At 64.0% G+C, this 18,848-nt stretch carries 17 protein-coding genes; 6 read left to right on the plus strand and 11 right to left on the minus strand.

The annotated features are described in order from the left end of the window. Window positions 1-5 precede the first annotated feature (5 nt). The 3 genes from CRO75_RS10530 (at window position 6) to CRO75_RS10540 (ending at window position 3,817) form a co-directional block, all read left to right on the plus strand. Window positions 6-2,435 (plus strand): TonB-dependent siderophore receptor, encoded by a 2,430-nt coding sequence (locus CRO75_RS10530; protein WP_097135178.1) that lies wholly within the window; start codon window positions 6-8, stop codon window positions 2,433-2,435. A gap of 63 nt (window positions 2,436-2,498) precedes the next feature. Further along, window positions 2,499-3,632, plus strand: coding sequence for a PepSY-associated TM helix domain-containing protein (locus CRO75_RS10535; protein WP_097135179.1), 1,134 nt, complete (start codon window positions 2,499-2,501; stop codon window positions 3,630-3,632). Next, window positions 3,629-3,817 carry a hypothetical protein gene (locus CRO75_RS10540; RefSeq protein WP_009045929.1) on the plus strand — a complete coding sequence of 63 codons (189 nt, stop codon included), beginning with the start codon at window positions 3,629-3,631 and terminating at the stop codon, window positions 3,815-3,817. The genes CRO75_RS10535 and CRO75_RS10540 overlap by 4 nt, the downstream gene beginning before the upstream one ends. Here CRO75_RS10540 and CRO75_RS10545 read toward each other — a convergent pair. Then, a complete protein-coding gene (locus tag CRO75_RS10545; RefSeq protein WP_092419574.1) occupies window positions 3,795-4,217 on the minus strand; it encodes a hypothetical protein in 423 nt (140 codons plus the stop codon). The genes CRO75_RS10540 and CRO75_RS10545 overlap by 23 nt on opposite strands. A 111-nt stretch (window positions 4,218-4,328) precedes the next feature. On the opposite strand from CRO75_RS10545, the gene CRO75_RS10550 reads away from it, so the two are divergent. Next, window positions 4,329-4,958, plus strand: a complete 630-nt coding sequence (locus CRO75_RS10550) for a glutathione S-transferase (protein WP_097135180.1) — start codon at window positions 4,329-4,331, stop codon at window positions 4,956-4,958. 161 nt (window positions 4,959-5,119) lie between these two features. Here CRO75_RS10550 and creD read toward each other — a convergent pair whose 3' ends face one another. The 4 genes from creD to CRO75_RS10570 all read right to left on the minus strand — a co-directional run bounded on the left by creD (window position 5,120) and on the right by CRO75_RS10570 (window position 9,532). Then, a complete protein-coding gene (creD, locus tag CRO75_RS10555; protein WP_097135181.1) occupies window positions 5,120-6,496 on the minus strand; it encodes a cell envelope integrity protein CreD in 1,377 nt (458 codons plus the stop codon). Window positions 6,497-6,860: 364 nt separating this feature from the next. After that, complete coding sequence (creC, locus tag CRO75_RS10560) at window positions 6,861-8,282, minus strand: two-component system sensor histidine kinase CreC (protein ID WP_097135182.1); 1,422 nt, start codon at window positions 8,280-8,282, stop codon at window positions 6,861-6,863. Next, window positions 8,282-8,962: a two-component system response regulator CreB gene (gene creB, locus CRO75_RS10565; RefSeq protein ID WP_062824395.1), complete on the minus strand. Its 681-nt coding sequence runs from the start codon at window positions 8,960-8,962 to the stop codon at window positions 8,282-8,284. Before creB ends, creC begins: the two co-directional genes overlap by 1 nt. A 69-nt stretch (window positions 8,963-9,031) precedes the next feature. After that, window positions 9,032-9,532 carry an ATP-dependent zinc protease gene (locus tag CRO75_RS10570; RefSeq protein ID WP_009045936.1) on the minus strand — a complete coding sequence of 167 codons (501 nt, stop codon included), beginning with the start codon at window positions 9,530-9,532 and terminating at the stop codon, window positions 9,032-9,034. Between the two features lie 212 nt (window positions 9,533-9,744). On the opposite strand from CRO75_RS10570, the gene CRO75_RS10575 reads away from it, so the two are divergent. Further along, window positions 9,745-10,632, plus strand: coding sequence for an acyltransferase (locus CRO75_RS10575; RefSeq protein ID WP_007926017.1), 888 nt, complete (start codon window positions 9,745-9,747; stop codon window positions 10,630-10,632). On the opposite strand, the gene CRO75_RS10580 is transcribed toward CRO75_RS10575, so the two are convergent. Further along, entirely contained in the window at window positions 10,633-11,205 is a 573-nt protein-coding gene (locus CRO75_RS10580) for a DUF2780 domain-containing protein (protein WP_097135183.1), read from the minus strand. A 344-nt stretch (window positions 11,206-11,549) separates the two neighbouring features. On the opposite strand from CRO75_RS10580, the gene CRO75_RS10585 reads away from it, so the two are divergent. Next, entirely contained in the window at window positions 11,550-12,116 is a 567-nt protein-coding gene (locus tag CRO75_RS10585) for a hypothetical protein (RefSeq protein ID WP_097135184.1), read from the plus strand. Window positions 12,117-12,178: 62 nt separating this feature from the next. On the opposite strand, the gene fdhA is transcribed toward CRO75_RS10585, so the two are convergent. The 5 genes from fdhA to CRO75_RS10610 all read right to left on the minus strand — a co-directional run bounded on the left by fdhA (window position 12,179) and on the right by CRO75_RS10610 (window position 18,749). Then, window positions 12,179-13,378: a formaldehyde dehydrogenase, glutathione-independent gene (fdhA, locus tag CRO75_RS10590; RefSeq protein ID WP_009045939.1), complete on the minus strand. Its 1,200-nt coding sequence runs from the start codon at window positions 13,376-13,378 to the stop codon at window positions 12,179-12,181. A gap of 221 nt (window positions 13,379-13,599) precedes the next feature. Then, the gene (gene purU, locus CRO75_RS10595; RefSeq protein ID WP_007926386.1) at window positions 13,600-14,457 is read right to left on the minus strand and encodes a formyltetrahydrofolate deformylase; all 858 of its coding nucleotides are present in this window, start codon (window positions 14,455-14,457) and stop codon (window positions 13,600-13,602) included. A gap of 144 nt (window positions 14,458-14,601) precedes the next feature. Then, window positions 14,602-15,234 carry a sarcosine oxidase subunit gamma family protein gene (soxG, locus tag CRO75_RS10600; protein ID WP_097135185.1) on the minus strand — a complete coding sequence of 211 codons (633 nt, stop codon included), beginning with the start codon at window positions 15,232-15,234 and terminating at the stop codon, window positions 14,602-14,604. Between the two features lie 171 nt (window positions 15,235-15,405). Further along, window positions 15,406-18,423 carry a sarcosine oxidase subunit alpha gene (locus tag CRO75_RS10605; protein WP_097135186.1) on the minus strand — a complete coding sequence of 1,006 codons (3,018 nt, stop codon included), beginning with the start codon at window positions 18,421-18,423 and terminating at the stop codon, window positions 15,406-15,408. Beyond that, on the minus strand, window positions 18,420-18,749 hold the full coding sequence (locus tag CRO75_RS10610; protein WP_007926380.1) for a sarcosine oxidase subunit delta: 330 nt from the start codon (window positions 18,747-18,749) through the stop codon (window positions 18,420-18,422). The genes CRO75_RS10605 and CRO75_RS10610 overlap by 4 nt, the downstream gene beginning before the upstream one ends. Between the last annotated feature and the right edge of the window lie 99 nt (window positions 18,750-18,848).

Below are 18,848 nucleotides of genomic sequence, written 5' to 3' on the forward strand. Positions count from 1 at the left end.
GCCATATGTCCCGCTCGCTAGACACCCTGTTGCGCCCCAGCCTGTTGGCCGTGGCGATTGCCTTTTGCGCCCCGCTGGCCAGCACCCCGCTGATCGCCGCCGAACAGGCGTCCGGCGTGCGCGCCTACAACCTGCCGGCCGCGCCCCTGGCCAGCACCCTGAACCAGATCGCCAGCCAGGCGGGCCTGGCCCTGAGCCTCGACCCGAGCCTGGCCGCCGGCAAGACCTCGGCCCCGGTCAAGGGCCAGTTCGACGCCGCCGGCGCCCTGCGCGAAGCCCTGCGCGGCACCGGCCTGCAACTGGAACAAAGCAGCGCCGGCACCTACAGCCTGGTGGCGATTCCCGACGGTGTGGTGGCCCTGCCGGAAACCAGCATCACCGGCCAGGAGGCTTATGAGAGTGCCTGGGGGCCGGTGGACGGTTACCTCGCCACGCGCACCGCCGCCGGCACCAAGACCGACACCTCGCTGGTCGAAGCGCCGCGTTCGATTTCCGTCGCGACCCGCCAGCAGATGGAAGACCGCAACGTGCAGAATCTGGACGATGCCGTGCGTTACATGCCCGGCATCGTTTCCGCCAGCTACGGCAGCGACACCCGTTATGACTGGATGCGCGTGCGCGGCTTCGAGCCCACCCAATTCCTCGACGGCCTGCCACTGCCCCGCGGTGTGTATGCCAACCCGAAAGCCGAAACCTGGAACCTCGACCGCCTGGCCCTGCTGCGCGGCCCGGCCTCGTCGGTCTACGGCCAGACCCCGCCGGGCGGCCTGCTGGACATGGTCAGCCGGCGTCCCAGCGCGGAATCGAGCAATGCCATTCAGCTGCAGTACGGCAGCGACAACTACCGCCAGATCAACTTCGCCAGCACCGGCAAGATCGACGATGAAGGCCAGTTCCTCTACGGCCTCAGCGGCGTGGTGCGGGACGCCGGTACGCAGGTCGATCACATCGACAACAAGCGCTACAACATCGCCCCCAGCCTGACCTGGAACATCGACACCGATACCAGGCTGACCCTGCTCTCGCAGTTCACCCGTGACGATACCGGCGCGACCAGCCAGTTCATGCCGATCCAGGGCACCAAGATCAAGTCGCCACTGGGCGACGTCTCCCATCACAAGAACCTCGGCGACCCGGACTACGAGTTCTACGACCGTACCTACTACGCCCTGGGCTATGCCTTCGAACACCGTTTCAACGATGTCTGGCAGTTCCGCCAGAACCTGCGCTACACCAAATCGGAGCTGTCCTTCCAGCAACTGACCGTGGGCTCCTACGCCTACTCCCCGGCTGACGCGGCAGGCAATATCAGCCGTACCTCGACCAACGTCGACGAGGACATCAGCCAGTTCGCGGTCGACAACAACTTCCAGGCCGACTTCGCCACCGGCGACATCACCCACACCGTGCTCATCGGCCTGGATCACCAACGGACCGACACTTCCTACCTGTCGATTTACGGCGACGGCGGGACCACCAACATCTTCAATCCGGTCTATGGCCAGCCGATCGTGCGCCCGGCGCGCTCCAGCGCTTACTACGACTACAACCAGAAAACCGTGCAGACCGGCCTCTACGTGCAGGACCAGATGGCCCTGGACAAATGGCGCCTGACCCTGGGCGGTCGTGAAGACTGGGTGCACCAGGGCACCACGTACTTCAACAAGAACGACATGACCAACACCGACCGCAGCAAGAACTTCAGTGGTAACGCGGCGCTGAGCTATGTGTTCGACTCGGGCCTGGTGCCGTACCTGTCCTACGCCGAATCCTTCCAGCCCGCCAGCAACGCCAGCGTCTCCCCCACCGAGTCGTATAAACCCACGGAAGGCAAGCAATGGGAGCTGGGCATCAAGTACCAGCCGCCGGGCTCCAACACCTTGCTGAGTGCGGCGGTCTACGACTTGACCCAGAAAAACGTGCTGGTGACCAGCATCGGTGCCGGTGGCGAGTCGGTCACCAACCAGACCGGCGAAGTGAAGGTCAAAGGCCTGGAACTGGAAGCCGTGTCCGACGTGACCGACAACCTCAAGGTCATCGCCGCCTACACCCTGGCCAAGTCCGAGGTGCAAAAAGGCATCTACAAAGGCAACCGCCTGCAACTGATGCCCAACCAGCAAGCCTCGCTGTGGACCGACTACACCTGGCACAGTGGCGTGCTCGACGGTTTCGGCATTGGCGCCGGTGCCCGCTATACCGGCAACACCTACGGCGACCAGGCCAATACCTGGCTGGGCAAGGCCAATGCCTACACGGTGTTCGATGCCGCCGTGCATTACGACCTGGGTCGCCTGGACAACAGCCTCAAAGGCGCGTCGCTGAAACTCAACGCCACCAACCTGTTCGACAAGGACTACCTGTCCACCTGCGATGGTTCCTACTGCTATTTCGGCGATCAGCGTAGCGTGGTCGCCAGTGCCACCTATCAGTGGTAATCGGCTGAGTTAACCACCGGGCCGTCCTGCAAGGACGGCTTTGCTGTGTCTGAAGGCGAAGAAATGAAAAGCAAAACCATCCGCCGCTGGTCCTTTATCCACACCTGGACCAGCCTGATCTGCACGGTGTTCCTGCTGATGCTGGCCCTGACCGGCCTGCCGCTGATCTTTCACCACGAGATCGATCACCTGCTGGGCGACGCGCCGCAGTTGCGGGAAATGCCCGCCAGCACCCCGCAGCTGGACCTGCAGCAACTGGTGCGCGCCGCCGAGGCCCATCGACCGGGCGAAGTCATGCAGTACTTCGGCTGGGACGAGGAAGACCCCAACGGCGTGCTCACCATCATGGCCAGGACCGCCGGCACCGAGCCCAACTCGTCCCACACCTTCATGCTCGACGCGCGCACCGGCGAAGCCGTGGAAACACCCTCGGCCAATGGCGGGCTGATGATGTTCATGCTGCGCCTGCACGTGGACCTGTTCGCCGGCCTGCCGGGCAAGCTGCTGCTGGCGTTCATGGGGCTGCTGTTCGTGCTGGCGATCGTCTCCGGCGTGGTGCTGTACCTGCCGTTCATGCGCCGGCTGGAATTCGCCACGGTGCGCCAGGACAAGTCCACCCGCCTGCGCTGGCTGGACCTGCATAACCTGATCGGCGTGGTGACCCTGACCTGGGCCCTGGTGGTTGGCGTCACCGGGGTAATCAGCGCCTGCGCCGATCTGCTGATCGCCGCCTGGCGCAACGACAGCCTCAGCGCGATGATCGAGCCTTACCGCGAGGCCCCGCCACTGACCCGACTGGCCCCGGCCAGCCGCCTGCTGGAGATCGCCAAGGAGGTGGCGCCGGGCATGCAGCCGGACTTCATCGCCTTCCCCGGCACACGTTTTTCCAGCGAGCATCACTACGCGGTGTTCATGAAGGGCAGCACCCACCTGACCTCGCACCTGCTGACCCCGGTGCTGATCGACGCCAGCACCCTGGAGGTCACCGCGGTGGCCGAACGTCCCTGGTACATGGACGCCATGGGCATGTCGCAACCGCTGCACTTCGGCGACTACGGTGGCCTGCCGATGAAGATCCTCTGGGCGACCCTGGATGTGCTGACCATCATTGTCCTGAGCAGCGGGGTGTACCTGTGGCTGGCGCGGCGCCGCGCGGCCCGGCCGGCATTGGGCGAACCCGCCGCGGTGGCGCCATGAGGCCGCGGCAATCGAATTTCTGGAAGGTCTTCGGCGCGCCGCTGTTCATTGCCGTGCTCTGTGCCGCGGGGCTGTTCTCCGCGCTGCTCGGCGACGGCATCTGGGACGCCCTGAGCTGGCTCGGCCTGGGCGCCCCGGCCCTGATCGCCCTGCGGGGTCTGTTCAACCGCCCGCCACCGGCCTGACCCCGGCGGCGGGGAAACCGCGCCACAGGTACAGCGCCAGCCCCAGGCCGATCGGCAGCACCGGGATGAATACGCGGTTTTCCTGCTGCGCCTCGGCGGCCACCAGTACGCAGAACAGCGCCAACCCCAGCAGCGGTACATAGCTCGCCGCCAGGCTCCAGCGCCAGGGCCGGGTCACCGGGCCGGGGCCCCGCAGGCTCAGCAGGGCACAGCCCAAAGCCGGCAGGGCCAGCGCCGGCAGCGCCCAGTACCAGGCCATGTAGGCGAACGCCATGATCAACTCCGGCTCACCCTCGCCGTGACGACGAAACTCGTACTGCAAGGCCAGGTACACCGCCAGCGCGCCCGACAGCGTCAGGACCAGGCTGTACAACCCGTGTCGAAAATAACACCTGCGCATTCATCACTCCTTGTCTGTCCTGCATGCCGCCCCTGTAGCCGGGGCCAGGGGCTGCGTTAAGATCCCCGGGGCGGCAAGCCTGTGCTCCACTTCCACCTTCGAGGAATATTCATGTCCACCCCCAGCATGACGCTGTTCCACAACCCGGCATCACCTTATGTGCGCAAAGTCATGGTGCTGCTGCACGAGACCGGCCAGCTGGACCGCGTAGCCCTGCAAGCCAGCCAGTTGACCCCGGTGAACCCGGACACCACCCTCAACCAGGACAACCCGCTGGGCAAGATTCCCGCCCTGCGTCTGGCCGACGGCAACGTGCTGTACGACAGCCGGGTGATCCTCGATTACCTCGACCAGCAGCATGTCGGCAACCCGCTGATCCCCCGTGAAGGCTCGGCCCGCTGGCGGCGCCTGACCCTGGCGGCGCTGGCCGACGGGATCCTGGATGCCTCGGTGCTGATCCGTTACGAACTGGCCCTGCGCGCCCCCGAGAAACACTGGGAGCAGTGGCTCGACGGCCAGCGCGACAAGATCCGCCGCGCCTTGGCCGTGCTCGAGGCCGATGCGATCGCCGAACTGGCCAGCCACTTCGACATCGCTTCCATCGGCGTCGCCTGCGCCCTGGGTTACCTCGACTTCCGCCACCCCGACCTGCGGTGGCGCGATGCCCAGCCCCAACTGGCGGCCTGGTACGCCGAGGTCAGTCGACGCCCTTCGATGCTGGCGACCCAGCCGCCAGCTTGAAGCCTCCGGGGGCGACCATCACCTGAAGCAGGGTGCTGGTCGCGCCATGCTTATCGCGAACCAGCGGGCGATGGCCACCCCACGGGGCTTAAGGCAGCAACCCGACTATCCATGCCAGCAAGGCTTCCGCCGCCTGCTGGTCCTCGCGCAACCCCAACGACCTACTCATGGGCCACCTGCGCCTCGAATGTCAGCGGCTGGGCCGGTTTGGCCTGGCCTACGCCGTACCAGTCGAGTTTGCGGGTCAGCACCATGAACACCCCCAGCAGGCCGAACAGCAGCAACGAGCCCATCAGCAGCGCGTAATCCTCGGCGCTGAGCAAGCCGTACAACAGGCCATACAAAGCGGCCAGGCCGGCGGCGAAACTCAGGCCGTGGCCCAGGCTGCGCAACACATGGCTGACGTAGAAACCGATCAGCGCCACACAGGCCCCGGCCGACAGCAGGTAGGCCAGGGCAAAGCCGATGTGCTCCGACAGCGACAGCAGCAACAGATAGAAGAACGCCAGGGCCACGCCCACCAGGGCGTATTGCACCGGGTGCACCGCCAGGCTCTTGAGCACCTCGAAAAGGAAGAAACCGGCAAAGGTCAGGGCAATGAACAGCAGCGCGTATTTGATCGCCCGATCGCTCTTGAGGTACTGGTCCACCGGGTCGATGAAACTCACGCCGAAGGAGCGGTTCTTGAATTCCTTGCACTGCCCGCTGGCCAGGCAATTGATCAACGCGCTTTCCAGGTTGGTGGAGAAGAACGAGGTCTGCCAGTTGGCGGCGAAGCCCAGGTCGGAAATCTCACGCTGGGCCGGCAGGTAGTTGCCGATAAAGCTCGGATGGGGCCAGTCGGCACGCAGGCGCACCTTGCTGGTCTTGCCCACCGGCAGCACCTGCAACTGGCCGGTGCCTTGCAATTGCAGATCGAAGGCGAAGTCCAGGTCGGCGCTGCGCTTGCCGTCCAGCAGCGGCAGGTTGACGTGTACGCCCTCCCCGAGCCAGTCAATCCGGGTGCCGGGCGCGAACGGCAGGTTCTGCCCGTTCAGTTCGAGGGCCAGCGCTTGTTCGATGCCGCGAATGTCGCTGATGCCCACGGCGAGAAACGGCTGCTCGAATTTGTAGTCGACGAAGTCTTCCTTGATCCCCAATTGCTCGGGCAGCGCAAACTGGCCGCTGATGCGGTTGTTGGCATGGAACAGCCGGGCCTGGTAGATGCCCCGGGCGCGTAATTCGGTCCGCACCTGGCCGTCGAGTTCGAAATGCTCCGGCAGGAAATACAGCTGCCCGCGCTCTTCTCCCTGTTCCTGGTAACGCGTGTTGGTCTTCTCGTTGGTTTTCCAGGTGCGCACCACCTTGCGATAAGGCACCACCAGCAGCGGGCCGCTCAGTTGCTGGCTGTAGCTGGAGCTGCGGGCGATGTCGGTCAGCACACCGTCGCGCAGTTCCTGGCGCTCCTGGATCAGCCCGTCGATCATCAACAGCGGGACCAGCAGCCCCAGGATCAAAAGGGCGATAGCCCCAAGCTTTATGGTCAGATTGCGATTCATGGGTTCTCTCCCTGTTCGAATGAGGGAGAGTCTGGGCAGCCCATGTGGGGGTTTTATGGGGGCTGTGTGGAGACTGTGTGGAGATTGCGGTTCTGTCTTTGCAGGAACAGCCGGCCAACGACTGACAACCTGTAGCCGCTGGCGCAGCCTGCGATCGACTGCGCAGCGGTCGTAAAACCAGCCGGCACGTTTTTCCAGGTGAATCGCGGGTTCAGGGTTTGCGGTCGCTACGTCGGAATGCCGCCCAAACCGGGCGCAGCCTCGCGGGCTCGGCAGCGGCTACATGGACTGCGCGCATCCTGTAGCCGCTGCCGAAGGCTGCGATCGGTCTGCGAAGCAGCCGCAAAACGGTACACGCAGGGAGTCAGGCCGGGAACTGCAAGGTCACTTCAACGCCCCCGGCCACGTTGCCGATCCGCATCTGGCCGCCATGCAGCTGCACCACCTCTTCGACGAAGTTCAGCCCCAGGCCGGTGCTTTTGCGCCCGCTGTCAGGCCGTGGCAGGGAGTAGAAACGCTCGGTCAGGCGCGCCAGGGCGTAGTCCGGGATGGGCTCGGCCTGGTTGAACAGGCTCAACCGCAGCTGGTCGCCCACCCGGCTGGCGCTCAAGCGCAGCACGCCACCGGCGGGGGTGAAGTCCAGGGCGTTTTCCAGCAGATTGCCCAGGGCCTGGCGCAACAGGAACGCCTCTCCCGACAGTTTCAGCCCCGGGTCGATATGCTGCTCGACCTGCAGGCCCTTGCCCTCGATCCGTGCCTTCTGGCTGTCCAGCACCTGGTTCGCCAGGTCCGCTAGCGGCACCGCCTCCCGCTCTTCCAGGCCATGGCGCTGCTCGACCAGCGCCAGGTTCAGCAAACGCTCGATCAAGTGCTGCATGCGCGCGCTTTCGCTGTCGATGTTGCTGACGAAACGTGCGCGCTGTTCGCCGGGCATCTCGCTCTGCAGCAGCTCCGCCGCCCCGCGAATCGCCGCCAGTGGGCTTTTCAGTTCGTGGGTCAGGGTGTGCACATAACGCTCGACATAGGCCTTGCCCTCCAGCTGGGTGCGCATGTCCTCCACCGCCGTGGCCAGCTGTTCCAGTTCGCCGCCGCGATAGTGCGGCAGCTCGGCGCGACGGCCTTCGCTGACCGCCTGGGCATAACCGGTCAGGCGGCGCAGGGCAGCGCTCAGCCACCAGGACAGCAAGGCGCCGAACAACAGGCCCAGGCCGATCAGGCCGGCGCCGTACCACAGCAGGCGGCGCTCGGTGCGGTCGACATAGGGTTGCAGGGAACTGTTGGGCTTGGCCACGGTGACCACACCGATGATCCGGCCGTTGTCGCGAATCGGCGCGCCGACATGCATCACCGAGGAGTTCGGGTCATCGGCCACGCTGCGCGAGGAGCGCGCGCCGTATTGGCCGCGCAGGGTCAGGTACACGTCGTTCCAGCGCGAATAGTCCTGGCCGACCGCCAGGCCGCTGGAGTCCAGCACCACTTTGCCCTGGGCGTCGGTGACGTAGATGCGGTGGTTGACCTGGTTCTTCGGCAGGCCCCAGATGGTCGCCGCCGGCTGCCGCTCGCCATAGGCCTTGAGCAGCTGCGGCCAGCGGTTCTCGCTGAGGGTGCCGGCCTTGAAGTCATCGCGCAGGATTTCCGCCAGCAGGTTGGCGGTGTCCACCAGAGTTTCCTCCGTGGACTGGCGCACGCCCGGGCGGATTTCTTCCATTACGGTGCTGAGCACGAAATAGCCGGTCAGACCGACGAACAGGACGTAGACCAGGAAAATCCGGATTCCCAACGGCATCAGCTGTGCCCCGGGCTGTAGCTGTAGCCCAGGCCGCGATGGGTCTGGATCGGCTCGGCATCGGCCGTCACCAGGCGCAGCTTGGCCCGCAGGCTCTTGATATGGCTGTCGATGCTGCGCTCGTAGCCGGCATCCGCCGCCACCCCCAGGGCATCGAGCAACTGCTCGCGGCTGAACACCCGCTCGGGTTGCTCCAGCAGGCAATGCAACAGGCGGAATTCATGGCGGGTCAGGCTCAGCAGCTGGCCGCGGTAGCTGATCTGGAACTTGTCGGTATCGACCTGGAACGGCGAGGCCGGCGCCTCGACCACCGCCCGCGGCGCCATGCGCTTGAGGATGGCCTTGACCCTCGCGGCGACCTCGCGCGGGCTGAAGGGCTTGACCACGTAATCGTCGGCGCCGATTTCCAGGCCCACCACCCGGTCGATTTCACCGTCCCGGGCACTGAGGAACATCACTGGCACCTCGCTGAAGCGCCGCAGCTGCTTGCAGGTTTCGAAGCCGCTGATGTCCGGCAGGCCAATGTCGAGAATCAGCAGGTCCGCCGGCGTATGGCGCTGATAGTCCAGCGCCGCCTGCCCGAGATTCAGCCAGGTGGTGCTGAAACCTTCACCCTGCAGGGCAAAAATCAGCGTATCGGCAATCGCCGCTTCGTCTTCGACAATCAGGATATGAGGCATGGCATCCAAGCACGGGAAGTAAGTGCCAGAACGGTGCCGGATGCCTCATGCGCCGTCAATCAGGTCTGATCAGCAATCGGGCTTGTCCGCGGTATAACGCCGGGCCGGGTTCACGGCGGCGCCGAACTCGCGCAGGGCCTTGGCGCCGATCAGCAGCGGATAATTGAAGCTGCTGCGGTCGGTCAGGTTGACCTCGACGGTGCGCTTGACGTTGCCCAGGCACATTTCCAGGTCGACCACCGGACGCTTGGCCACCTGGGCCTCTTCCTTGTCTTCGTCTTCATCGGCGCGGCTCTTGATCTTGCTGATCCGCGCCACCTTGTGTTCGTAGACCTTGCCGTCGGCATCCTTGGTCGCCAGGCGGAAGCGCACCCACTCCTCGCCATCGCGGGTGAAGGTCTCGATGTCCTTGGCCGACAGCGAGGCGGTCAGGGCGCCGGTGTCCATCTTGGCCTTGAGGGTTTCGCCGATTTCCGGCAGTTGAATGTATTCGTAGCGCCCGTAGAGGGTCGGCTCGGCGGCCAGGACCGGCAGCGCCAGCAGGGACAGGAGTGCAAGGACGGATTTCACGTGAGCAGATTCCTTGGAAAGTGGGCAGCAGGATTTTAGACCGTGGCCGGGCAATTGGTTCGGCCCGCGAGAAAACCCGCAGCCGCCACGGTCGGCGAAATTGACCGCCAGCATATCCCGGTATACGTGAAACATTCGTCAGCACATCAGGATTTGGCCTGCCCGGCGAAGGTGCTTATCATGGCGCGCCCAAAGGCTTTCAAGAGTTCCTTATGCGCCGCCTGCTCACCGGCTGTTTCGTCACCCTGCTGCTGTTGCTCAACACCCTGGTCCTGTTCGGGCCGCTGATGGTGTTCGCCCTGCTCAAGCTGGTCCTGCCAGGGCGCCTGCGCGACCATGCGTCAAAGGCAGTGATGTGGATTGCCGAAACCTGGGCCGAAATCGACAAGCTGATCTTCGCCCTGTGCATTCCCACCCAGTGGGATATCCGCGGCGGTGACGAGCTGCGGGGCGACACTTCTTACCTGGTGATCAGCAACCACCAGTCCTGGGTCGATATCCCGGCGCTGATCCAGACCCTCAACCGCCGTACCCCCTTCTTCAAGTTCTTCCTGAAAAAAGAGCTGATCTGGGTGCCCTTCCTCGGCCTCGCCTGGTGGGCCCTGGATTACCCCTTCATGAAGCGCTACAGCAAGGCCTTCCTGGCCAGGAACCCGGAGCTGCAAGGCAAGGACCTGGAAATCACCAAGGCTGCCTGCGAGCTGTTCAAGCGCCAGCCGGTCACCGTGGTCAACTACCTGGAAGGCACCCGCTTCACGCCGGCCAAGCGTGAGCAACAGCAATCTCCTTTCAAGCAACTGCTCAAGCCGAAAGCCGGCGGCGTGGCCTTCGTGCTGGCGGCCATGGGCGAACAGCTCGACGCCATCCTCGATGTGACGGTGGTCTATCCGCAGCAGAAGATTCCCGGTTTCTGGGACCTGATCAGCGGCAACGTGCCGCGGGTGATCGTCGATATCCAGACCCGTGAGCTGGACCCGGCGTTGTGGCAGGGGGATTACGAAAACGATCCGGCGTTTCGCCAGACTGTCCAGAACTGGGTCAACCAGCTCTGGACCGAAAAGGACCAGCGCATCGACGCCTTGCGCGCCGAGCGCCGTTGATCAACTGCCGCTGCCGACGCCCCAGATCCCGCCCAGGCTGTTGAGCAGCGAACCGCCCACGCCCTGCTGACCCAGGTATTGCAGGAGCACCGGGGCGAACTGGCCGATCATGCCGCTGTCCATGCCCAGGGCGCTGAACGCGCTGTTCAGGTCATTGGTGTTCTGCACGTTACCCAGCGCACTCTCCAGGCCGGCGGTCTTGTTGCCACCGCTCTGCCCCAGCAGGCCACTCAAGGCGCCCAGGCTGCCCAGCGCGTTGCCGCCCGAGAGCTTGTCCAGCCCCGGAACGCTTTTGCTCAGTTGCGAGTAGTCGGTGCTGCTCAGCTGGTTCTTCGCCAGGCCCAGCATCGCGCCGGTACCGCCGATGGCCTGCTCCGGCGTGACATCCAGTTGCGAAAGGGCACTGAGCAGATTGGCGGTCTGCGAGGTTGGAGCGGCAGCGGCGGCCTTGTCGCCACCCTGCATGCTGGACACCGCATTGGCGGCATCGCTCAGGCTGAAGCCTGCGGCAAAGACCGGGCTGGCTCCCAGGGTCAGCAACGTAGCCAGTGCAACACTGCGGGAAATTTTCATCGAGACAACCTCTTGAGCATGAAAACCACCCGATATTGGGTGGGAAAAAGCAGCCATTTGACTGGTGGCCAATAGGAATGTTCCCGGTCGCCGATCACAGATCACCACAAGGTTACCTCCCCAGCGCGAAACCAGGTTTTCCGAAGATCGACCTTTAGCCCCGCACGACAAAGCCTGAATCAATGTCGAGCAGGTTTTATTGCGGGCAAGCTCGCTTCTACAGCGCAGAAGCGGCCCCTGACCGATAACCTGGCAAAGACGTTTCTGAAAAGTCTCAGCATGGTCCCCATGCAACCGGGTCTATGATTTCGCTGTTTTCGTCAAAGCAGCCATAGCAAACCACAATGAAAAAAATTCTGTATCCACTCTTGGCCATTGCACTCATCTCCATCGTGGCCTGGCGCGTCTGGTCACCGGTCGATGATTTGGCCTGTGCAGGCCAAACCGCGGCCAACGGCCCGCTGGGCCGCTTCGTTACCGACTACTTCAAGCAAGGCGATGGCAGAGCCTGGCAAGAAGACACCAACGTCTTCGATATCCTCGCCGAACCCACGGCCAGCAGCATCACCCAGCAGCCGCAAGCGTATTACTGCGAAGCGCTCGGTCTGCTTGAAAGCCCGACACGCACACAGTCGGAGAAGGTCTATACCTCGATCCTGATGCTGAAGCTGCCCATCGACCATTACCTGAGCCTCATGGATCACAGCCACAGGTTTTATAAAGAGGGGCGGATCGATGACACAGTGCTGGGGTTTGTCCTTAAACCCAGAGGAACCGCACTCAACTATTGGTGGCTTCCGCAATGGCGCTCCCGCTTCAACCGAGATGCGCCGTCTGTGTTCCCTCCACCCGATATTGCAGAAATACTGTCCGGAAAGTACTGGCTCCACTATCCGGGCGCAGGTTTCTGAACATCGAAAACAGGCATAAAAAAGGGCGACCCGAGGGTCGCCCTTTTTACTGCGCCAAAGCCTTAGGCCGCGCTGAACAGCTTGTGCGGGTCGATGACGAATTTCTTTGGCACGCCGGCATCGAACTCGCCGTAGCCACGCGGGGCGTCGTCCAGGCTGATGACCTGCACACCGACCACTTCGGCGATGTTGATGCGGTCCCACATGATGGCTTGCATCAGTTGGCGGTTGTACTTCATCACCGGGGTCTGGCCGGTGTGGAAGCTGTGGGACTTGGCCCAGCCGAGGCCGAAGCGGATGCTCAGGCTGCCCATCTTGGCCGCGGCATCCACCGCGCCCGGGTCTTCGGTGACGTAGAGGCCGGGAATACCGATCTTGCCGGCGACCCGTACCACACCCATCAACGAGTTGAGCACCGTGGCCGGCGCTTCGTGCTGGGCACCGGAATGGCCATGGCCGCGGGCTTCGAAGCCCACCGCGTCGACCGCGCAATCCACTTCCGGCTCGCCGAGCAGCGCGGCGATCTGTTCGTGCAGCGGGGTGTCCTTGGACAGGTCGGCGATTTCAAAACCCTGGGCCTTGGCGTGGGCCAGGCGCACCGGGTTGACGTCGCCGACGATCACCACCGCCGCGCCCAGCAGACGGGCGGACGCAGCCGCGGCCAGGCCTACCGGGCCGGCACCGGCGATGTAGACGGTGCTGCCCGGGCCAACGCCGGCCGTTACCGCGCCGTGATAGCCGGTCGGCAGGATGTCGGACAGGCAAGTCAGGTCGCGGATCTTCTCCATGGCCTTGTCGCGGTCCGGCAGTTTCAGCAGGTTGAAGTCGGCGTACGGCACCAGCACGTATTCGGCCTGGCCGCCGGTCCAATCGCCCATGTCGACGTAGCCGTAGGCACCGCCGGCGCGAGCCGGGTTGACGGTCAGGCAGACCCCGGTGTGTTGCTCCTTGCAGGAACGGCAGCGCCCGCAAGCCACGTTGAATGGCACCGAGACCAGGTCGCCGAGCTTCAGGTTCTCGACGTCGCTGCCCTTCTCCACCACCTCGCCGGTGATTTCGTGACCCAGGACCAGGCCGACCTGGGCAGTGGTACGGCCGCGCACCATGTGCTGGTCCGAACCGCAGATATTGGTGGATACCACGCGCAGGATGACGCCGTGCTCAATCTTCCTGCCGCGCGGGTCCTGCATTTTGGGATAGTCGATTTTCTGTACTTCGACCTTGCCATTGCCGAGATACACGACACCACGATTACCAGACATGCTTTCACCTCGCTGTTGTTTTTATGAAACCGCGTTGCCGGAAAAAGGCAGCGCGTAGAGTGCTCGGGTACAGATGCTGTTTCGTTCTTCAAAATCGCTTCGCTGTAGCCGCTGCCGCAGGCTGCGATAAGTCCGGGCCACGTTGGTCGAAGGGCCTTCCAGGGCCCTCAGGAGCGGTGCCCCCTACGGGGTCGATCGCAGCCTTCTGCAGCGGCTACAGGTCATAGAACCACCGTCCGGTTGGCGTTGAGGAACACCCGCCGTTCGATGTGATAACCCACGGCCCGCGCCAGGGTCAGGCCTTCGATATCGCGCCCCTTGGCGATCAGGTCCTCGGGGTAATGACTGTGATCCACCACTTCCACGCCCTGGGCGATGATCGGGCCCTCGTCCAGGTCGTTGTTGATGTAGTGCGCGGTGGCGCCCACCAGTTTCACGCCCTTGTTGTAGGCCTGGTGATAAGGCTTGGCGCCCTTGAAACCGGGCAGCAGGGAGTGGTGGATATTGATCGCCTTGCCATCGAGCTTGCGGCACAGCTCCGGCGACAGCACTTGCATGTAGCGCGCAAGGATCACCAGTTCGGCGCCGGAGTCCTCGATCACCTGCCACACCTGGCGCTCCTGGGACGGCTTGTCGTTGGGGTCCAGGGGGAAGTGGTAGTACGGGATCTGGTGCCAGTCGGCCAGGGGCTTGAGGTCCGGGTGGTTGGACACCACCGCCACCACGTCCATCGCCAGTTGGCCGATGCGCTGGCGGTAGAGCAGGTCGTTGAGGCAGTGATCGGCCTTGGAGACCATGATCACCACTTTCGGCCGATGCTGCGGCGGGGTCAGTTCGACGTTCATGTCGAAAGCCCGGGCGCGCTCGGCCAGACCGTCGCGCAGGCCCTGCTCGTTGAAATTCTCGGGCTGGCGGAATTCCACGCGAATGAAAAAACGCGCCGAAAGCCGGTCATCGAAAGAATGGTGCTCGGTGACGTAGCAGCCCTGCTCGAACAGAAAGCGGGTCACCGCGTCCACCGTGCCGAGCACGCTGGGGCAGTCGGCGGTGAGAATCCAGGTATCGGGTGCGCGGCTCATGCGGGGTGACTCCTGTTCGTAAGTACACTTCTGTAGCCGCTGCCACAGGCTGCGATCGACCCCGAAGGGGGCGTGCCCTGCAGAGCCTCGGAAGGCCCTGCGGGCCTTCATCGCAGCCTGCGGCAGCGGCTACAGGGATTCGCGTCAGGCCTGGACGCTGAGGCCGTATTCGGCAGCGGCATCCTGCAGCCACAACCACCAGTAATCGGAGAAGCTGCGGCGGATCACCAGTTCCCAGGTGTCTTCGCCCATGCGGCGGATCACCAGTTGCGACTTGGCGAACACAGTGCCGACGGCCTTGCCCACCGGGAAGTTGTTCGGGTGCACGTCGTAGCTGGTGGACTTCATCAGCACTTGGCGCACGTTCGGGCCGGACAGTTCGAGGATCTGCTGGCCGCCACTGACGTTGACGATCTGGATGTGCAGGTCGCCCAGCGCTTCGCGCAGTTTTTTCTCGGCGGCGAATTCTTCGCCGCTCGGCACCACCAGCAACCACTCGTCCGGCCCCATCCACTGCAGGCTGGTTTCGCCCTTGGCGACCACGGTCAGGGCCACTGGCAGCTCCAGGCCCAGGGCCTTGTGCACGCCGGCAGCGAAGGCCGGGTCATGAGCATCGCCACGGATGGTCAGGTGGCCGAGGAGTTTCTTCTCGCGCAGGATCACGCCTGCGTTCTTGCGGCCCTTGCCCACCAGGCTGGCGAGGTCGGCATGGTGCAGCGACGACTCGGCTTTGGCGCCAGTGGTCGGGCGCTGTTGGTAAACGTTGACTGCGGTCATAGAGCACCTGTCTTGAATTCTGTTGTGCGAAAACCACCGATCCCGTAGCCGCTGCCGAAGGCTGCGACAGGCCGGGGTCGCGCCCGACTCGAAGAACCTTCCAGCGCCCTCGAAAGCGGCGCCTGCTTCGCAGTCGTACGCAGCCTGCGGCAGCGGCTACATGGATCTTTGTTAAACGTTCTGGCGATCGCCTTTCGGATCGAAGAACACCGAAGAAACGATTTCCGCCTCGATCACCGTGCCGTCGGCCAATGGCGCGAACACCCGCTCACCCATCCGCTTCAGGCCGCCCTTGACCACGCCCATGGCAAACGAATAACCCAGGGAGTTGTGGGCATAGCTGGAGGTCACGTGACCGACCATGCTCATCGGGATCGCCTGCTTGGTGTTGAACACCAGCTGCGCGCCTTCCGGCAGCCACTGGTTCGGGTCGATCGGTTTCAGGCCCACCAGCTGCTTGCGCTGGTCGCGCACGCAGTCTTCGCGGTTCATGCCACGCCAGCCGATCCACGAGAACGGCTTGGTGCGACCGACGCACCAGCCCATGTTCAGGTCGTCCGGGGTCATCGAGCCGTCGGTGTCCTGGCCGACGATGATGAAGCCCTTCTCAGCCCGCAATACGTGCATGGTTTCGGTGCCGTACGGGGTCAGGTTGTACTTCTTGCCGGCCTCGACGATCTGCTCCAGTACGCCCATGGAGTAGTCGGCCTGGACGTTGACTTCGTACGACAGCTCGCCGGTGAAGGAAATGCGGAACACCCGCGCCGGCACACCGCCCACCAGGCCTTCTTTCCAGGTCATGAACGGGAAGCCGTCCTTGTCCAGGTCGATGTCGGTGACTTCGCTGAGCAGCTTGCGGCTGTTCGGCCCGGACAGGGTCATGGTCGCCCAGTGGTCGGTGACCGAGGTGAAGTACACCTTGAGGTCCGGCCATTCGGTCTGCTGATAGATCTCCAGCCATTGCAGGACACGCGCGGCGCCGCCCGTGGTGGTGGTCATGATGAAGTGGTTTTCGCCGACGCAGGCGGTCACGCCGTCGTCGAAGACCATACCGTCTTCCTTGCACATCAGGCCGTAGCGCGCCTTGCCCACGTCGAGCTTGGTCCAGGCGTTGGTGTAGATGCGGTTGAGGAACTCACGGGCGTCCGGACCCTGGATATCGATCTTGCCCAGGGTCGAGGCGTCGAGCAGGCCGACGCTGTCGCGCACTGCCTTGCACTCGCGCTTGACCGCGGCATGCAGGTCTTCGCCATTCTTCGGGAAGTACCAGGGGCGCTTCCACTGGCCGACGTCCTCGAACTCGGCGCCGTTCTTCACGTGCCACGCATGCAGCGCGGTGAAGCGTACCGGCTCGAAGATGTGCCCGCAGTGACGACCGGCCACGGCGCCGAAAGTCACCGGCGTGTAGTTCGGACGGAACATGGTGGTGCCCATCTGCGGGATGCTCACGTTCAGCGAACGGGCCGCGATGGCCAGGCCGTTGACGTTGCCGAGCTTGCCCTGATCGGTACCGAAGCCCAGCGCGGTGTAGCGCTTGACGTGCTCGACCGACTCGAAGCCCTCGCGGGTCGCCAGTTCGATGGCGGCGGCGGTGACGTCGTTCTGCAAGTCGACGAATTGCTTGGGTGCCCGCGCGGTGCCTTTTTCATGGGGCACCTGGAACAGCGCCAGGGTCGGCTCTTCCATACGGCTCAGGGCTTTGGGCAATACCGCTTCCACGGCCTTGAAACCCGCTTCGCTGGCAGCGCGCACGCCACCTTCGAAACCGTCGGCCAGGGAATCGCCGAGGCCGTAGACGCCGTTGATGCCGCCGACGCACACGCGTTTCTGCGGTGCTTCGCCCGGTACGAAACCGAGGATGTCTTCACGCCAGATCGGCTTGCCGCCCAGGTGCGACGCCAGGTGCACCACCGGGCTGTAGCCGCCGGAGCTGGCAATCAGGTCGCAGTCCAGCCACTCGCCTGGGCTGGTGACCTTGTGGGCCTTGACGTCGATCGCCGCGACGCGGGCGCCGGTCACATGCTTGCTGCCACGGGCTTCGATCACCGCACTGGAGGTGAGGATGCGAATGCCCTTGGCGCGGGCTTCTTCCACCAGCGCGCCACGTGGGTTGTGACGGGCATCGGCGATGGCCACCACTTGCAGGCTGGCGTCGAGCCAGTCCAGGGCCACACGGTAGGCATGGTCGTTGTTGGTGCTCAGCACCAGCTTCTTGCCCGGTGCCACGCCATAGCGACGCACGTAGACCGAGACCGCGCCGGCCAGCATGTTGCCCGGCACGTCGTTGTTGCCGTAGACCAGCGGACGCTCGCAGGCGCCGGTGGCCAGCACCACGCGCTTGGCGCGTACCCGGTGGATGCGCTGGCGCACCTGGCCGATTGGTGCGCGATCGCCGAGGTGGTCGGTCAGGCGCTCGTGAATGGTCAGGAAGTTATGGTCGTGGTAGCCGTTCACGGTGGCCCGTGGCAGCAGGGTCACGTCCGGCAGCGACTTCAGCTCGGCGACCACGGTGGCGATCCACTCGGCCGCCGGCTTGCCGTCCAGGCTTTCGCGGCTGTCCAGCAGGCTGCCGCCGAATTCTTCCTGCTCGTCGGCGAGGATCACCCGCGCACCGCTGCGCGCAGCCGCCAGGGCCGCGGCCAGGCCGGCAGGGCCGGCGCCGACGATCAGCACGTCGCAGTGCTGGTTCATGTAGTCGTAGGTGTCCGGATCGTTCTCGGTCGGCGAGCGACCCAGGCCCGCGGCCTTGCGGATGTACTTCTCGTAGGTCATCCAGAACGATTGCGGGTACATGAAGGTTTTGTAGTAGAAGCCCGGTGGCATCAGCTTGCCGCCGACCTTGCCGAGAATCCCCATCATGTCGTTGTTGACGCTCGGCCAGCCGTTGGTGCTGGTGGCGACCAGGCCCTGGTACAGCGCCTGTTGGGTGGCGCGCACGTTGGGGATCTGGGTGGCTTCGGTGGCGCCGATCTGCAGCACCGCGTTCGGCTCTTCGGCACCGGCGGCGAAAATGCCGCGCGGCCGGGAATACTTGAAGCTGCGACCGATGATGTCCACGCCGTTGGCCAGCAGGGCAGCGGCCAGGGTGTCGCCTTCGAAGCCTTTGTAGGTCTGGCCGTTGAAGGTGAAGCTGAGGACTTTGTTGCGGTCGATGCGTCCGCCGTTGGACAGGCGATTGGACTGGCTCATACCTTCTCTCCCAGAGCCTGCGTGGCCGCTTTCGGGCTATCGGTCTTGTCGGTGAATTGTGGCTTGGTACCGATCTTGTAGGTTTCGAGAATCTCGTAGGTCACGGTGTCGCGGGTGGCGTTGAAGTACTGACGGCAGCCGGCGGCATGGATCCACAGCTCGTGGTGCAGACCGCGAGGGTTATCGCGGAAGAACATGTAGTCGCCCCACTCCTCGTCGGTGCAGTTGTTCGGGTCCAGTGGACGCGGGATATGCGCCTGGCCGGACGAATGGAATTCCTCTTCGGAGCGCAGTTCGCCGCAGTGAGGACAGAAGATGTGCAACATAGGGATTTCTCCTATCAAGCCTCTTGAAAACGTAGCGAGCGAAGGCAAGACAAGGCAAAAACAGGGGAGAAAGCGGAGCTTAGTTTACTAAGTGAGCAT

This window comes from Pseudomonas sp. LAMO17WK12:I10 (genome assembly GCF_900215185.1).
Taxonomy (GTDB): Bacteria; Pseudomonadota; Gammaproteobacteria; order Pseudomonadales; family Pseudomonadaceae; genus Aquipseudomonas; species Aquipseudomonas chlororaphis.

Bases quoted from the DNA above. Each gene is read 5' to 3' on its own strand.
- CRO75_RS10530 (WP_097135178.1), top strand. From the start codon at position 6: ATGTCCCGCTCGCTAGACACCCTGTTGCGCCCCAGCCTGTTGGCCGTG.
- CRO75_RS10535 (WP_097135179.1), top strand. From the start codon at position 2,499: ATGAAAAGCAAAACCATCCGCCGCTGGTCCTTTATCCACACCTGGACC.
- CRO75_RS10540 (WP_009045929.1), top strand. From the start codon at position 3,629: ATGAGGCCGCGGCAATCGAATTTCTGGAAGGTCTTCGGCGCGCCGCTG.
- CRO75_RS10545 (WP_092419574.1), bottom strand. From the start codon at position 4,217: ATGCGCAGGTGTTATTTTCGACACGGGTTGTACAGCCTGGTCCTGACG.
- CRO75_RS10550 (WP_097135180.1), top strand. From the start codon at position 4,329: ATGTCCACCCCCAGCATGACGCTGTTCCACAACCCGGCATCACCTTAT.
- creD (WP_097135181.1), bottom strand. From the start codon at position 6,496: ATGAATCGCAATCTGACCATAAAGCTTGGGGCTATCGCCCTTTTGATC.
- creC (WP_097135182.1), bottom strand. From the start codon at position 8,282: ATGCCGTTGGGAATCCGGATTTTCCTGGTCTACGTCCTGTTCGTCGGT.
- creB (WP_062824395.1), bottom strand. From the start codon at position 8,962: ATGCCTCATATCCTGATTGTCGAAGACGAAGCGGCGATTGCCGATACG.
- CRO75_RS10575 (WP_007926017.1), top strand. From the start codon at position 9,745: ATGCGCCGCCTGCTCACCGGCTGTTTCGTCACCCTGCTGCTGTTGCTC.
- CRO75_RS10580 (WP_097135183.1), bottom strand. From the start codon at position 11,205: ATGAAAATTTCCCGCAGTGTTGCACTGGCTACGTTGCTGACCCTGGGA.
- CRO75_RS10585 (WP_097135184.1), top strand. From the start codon at position 11,550: ATGAAAAAAATTCTGTATCCACTCTTGGCCATTGCACTCATCTCCATC.
- fdhA (WP_009045939.1), bottom strand. From the start codon at position 13,378: ATGTCTGGTAATCGTGGTGTCGTGTATCTCGGCAATGGCAAGGTCGAA.
- purU (WP_007926386.1), bottom strand. From the start codon at position 14,457: ATGAGCCGCGCACCCGATACCTGGATTCTCACCGCCGACTGCCCCAGC.
- soxG (WP_097135185.1), bottom strand. From the start codon at position 15,234: ATGACCGCAGTCAACGTTTACCAACAGCGCCCGACCACTGGCGCCAAA.
- CRO75_RS10605 (WP_097135186.1), bottom strand. From the start codon at position 18,423: ATGAGCCAGTCCAATCGCCTGTCCAACGGCGGACGCATCGACCGCAAC.
- CRO75_RS10610 (WP_007926380.1), bottom strand. From the start codon at position 18,749: ATGTTGCACATCTTCTGTCCTCACTGCGGCGAACTGCGCTCCGAAGAG.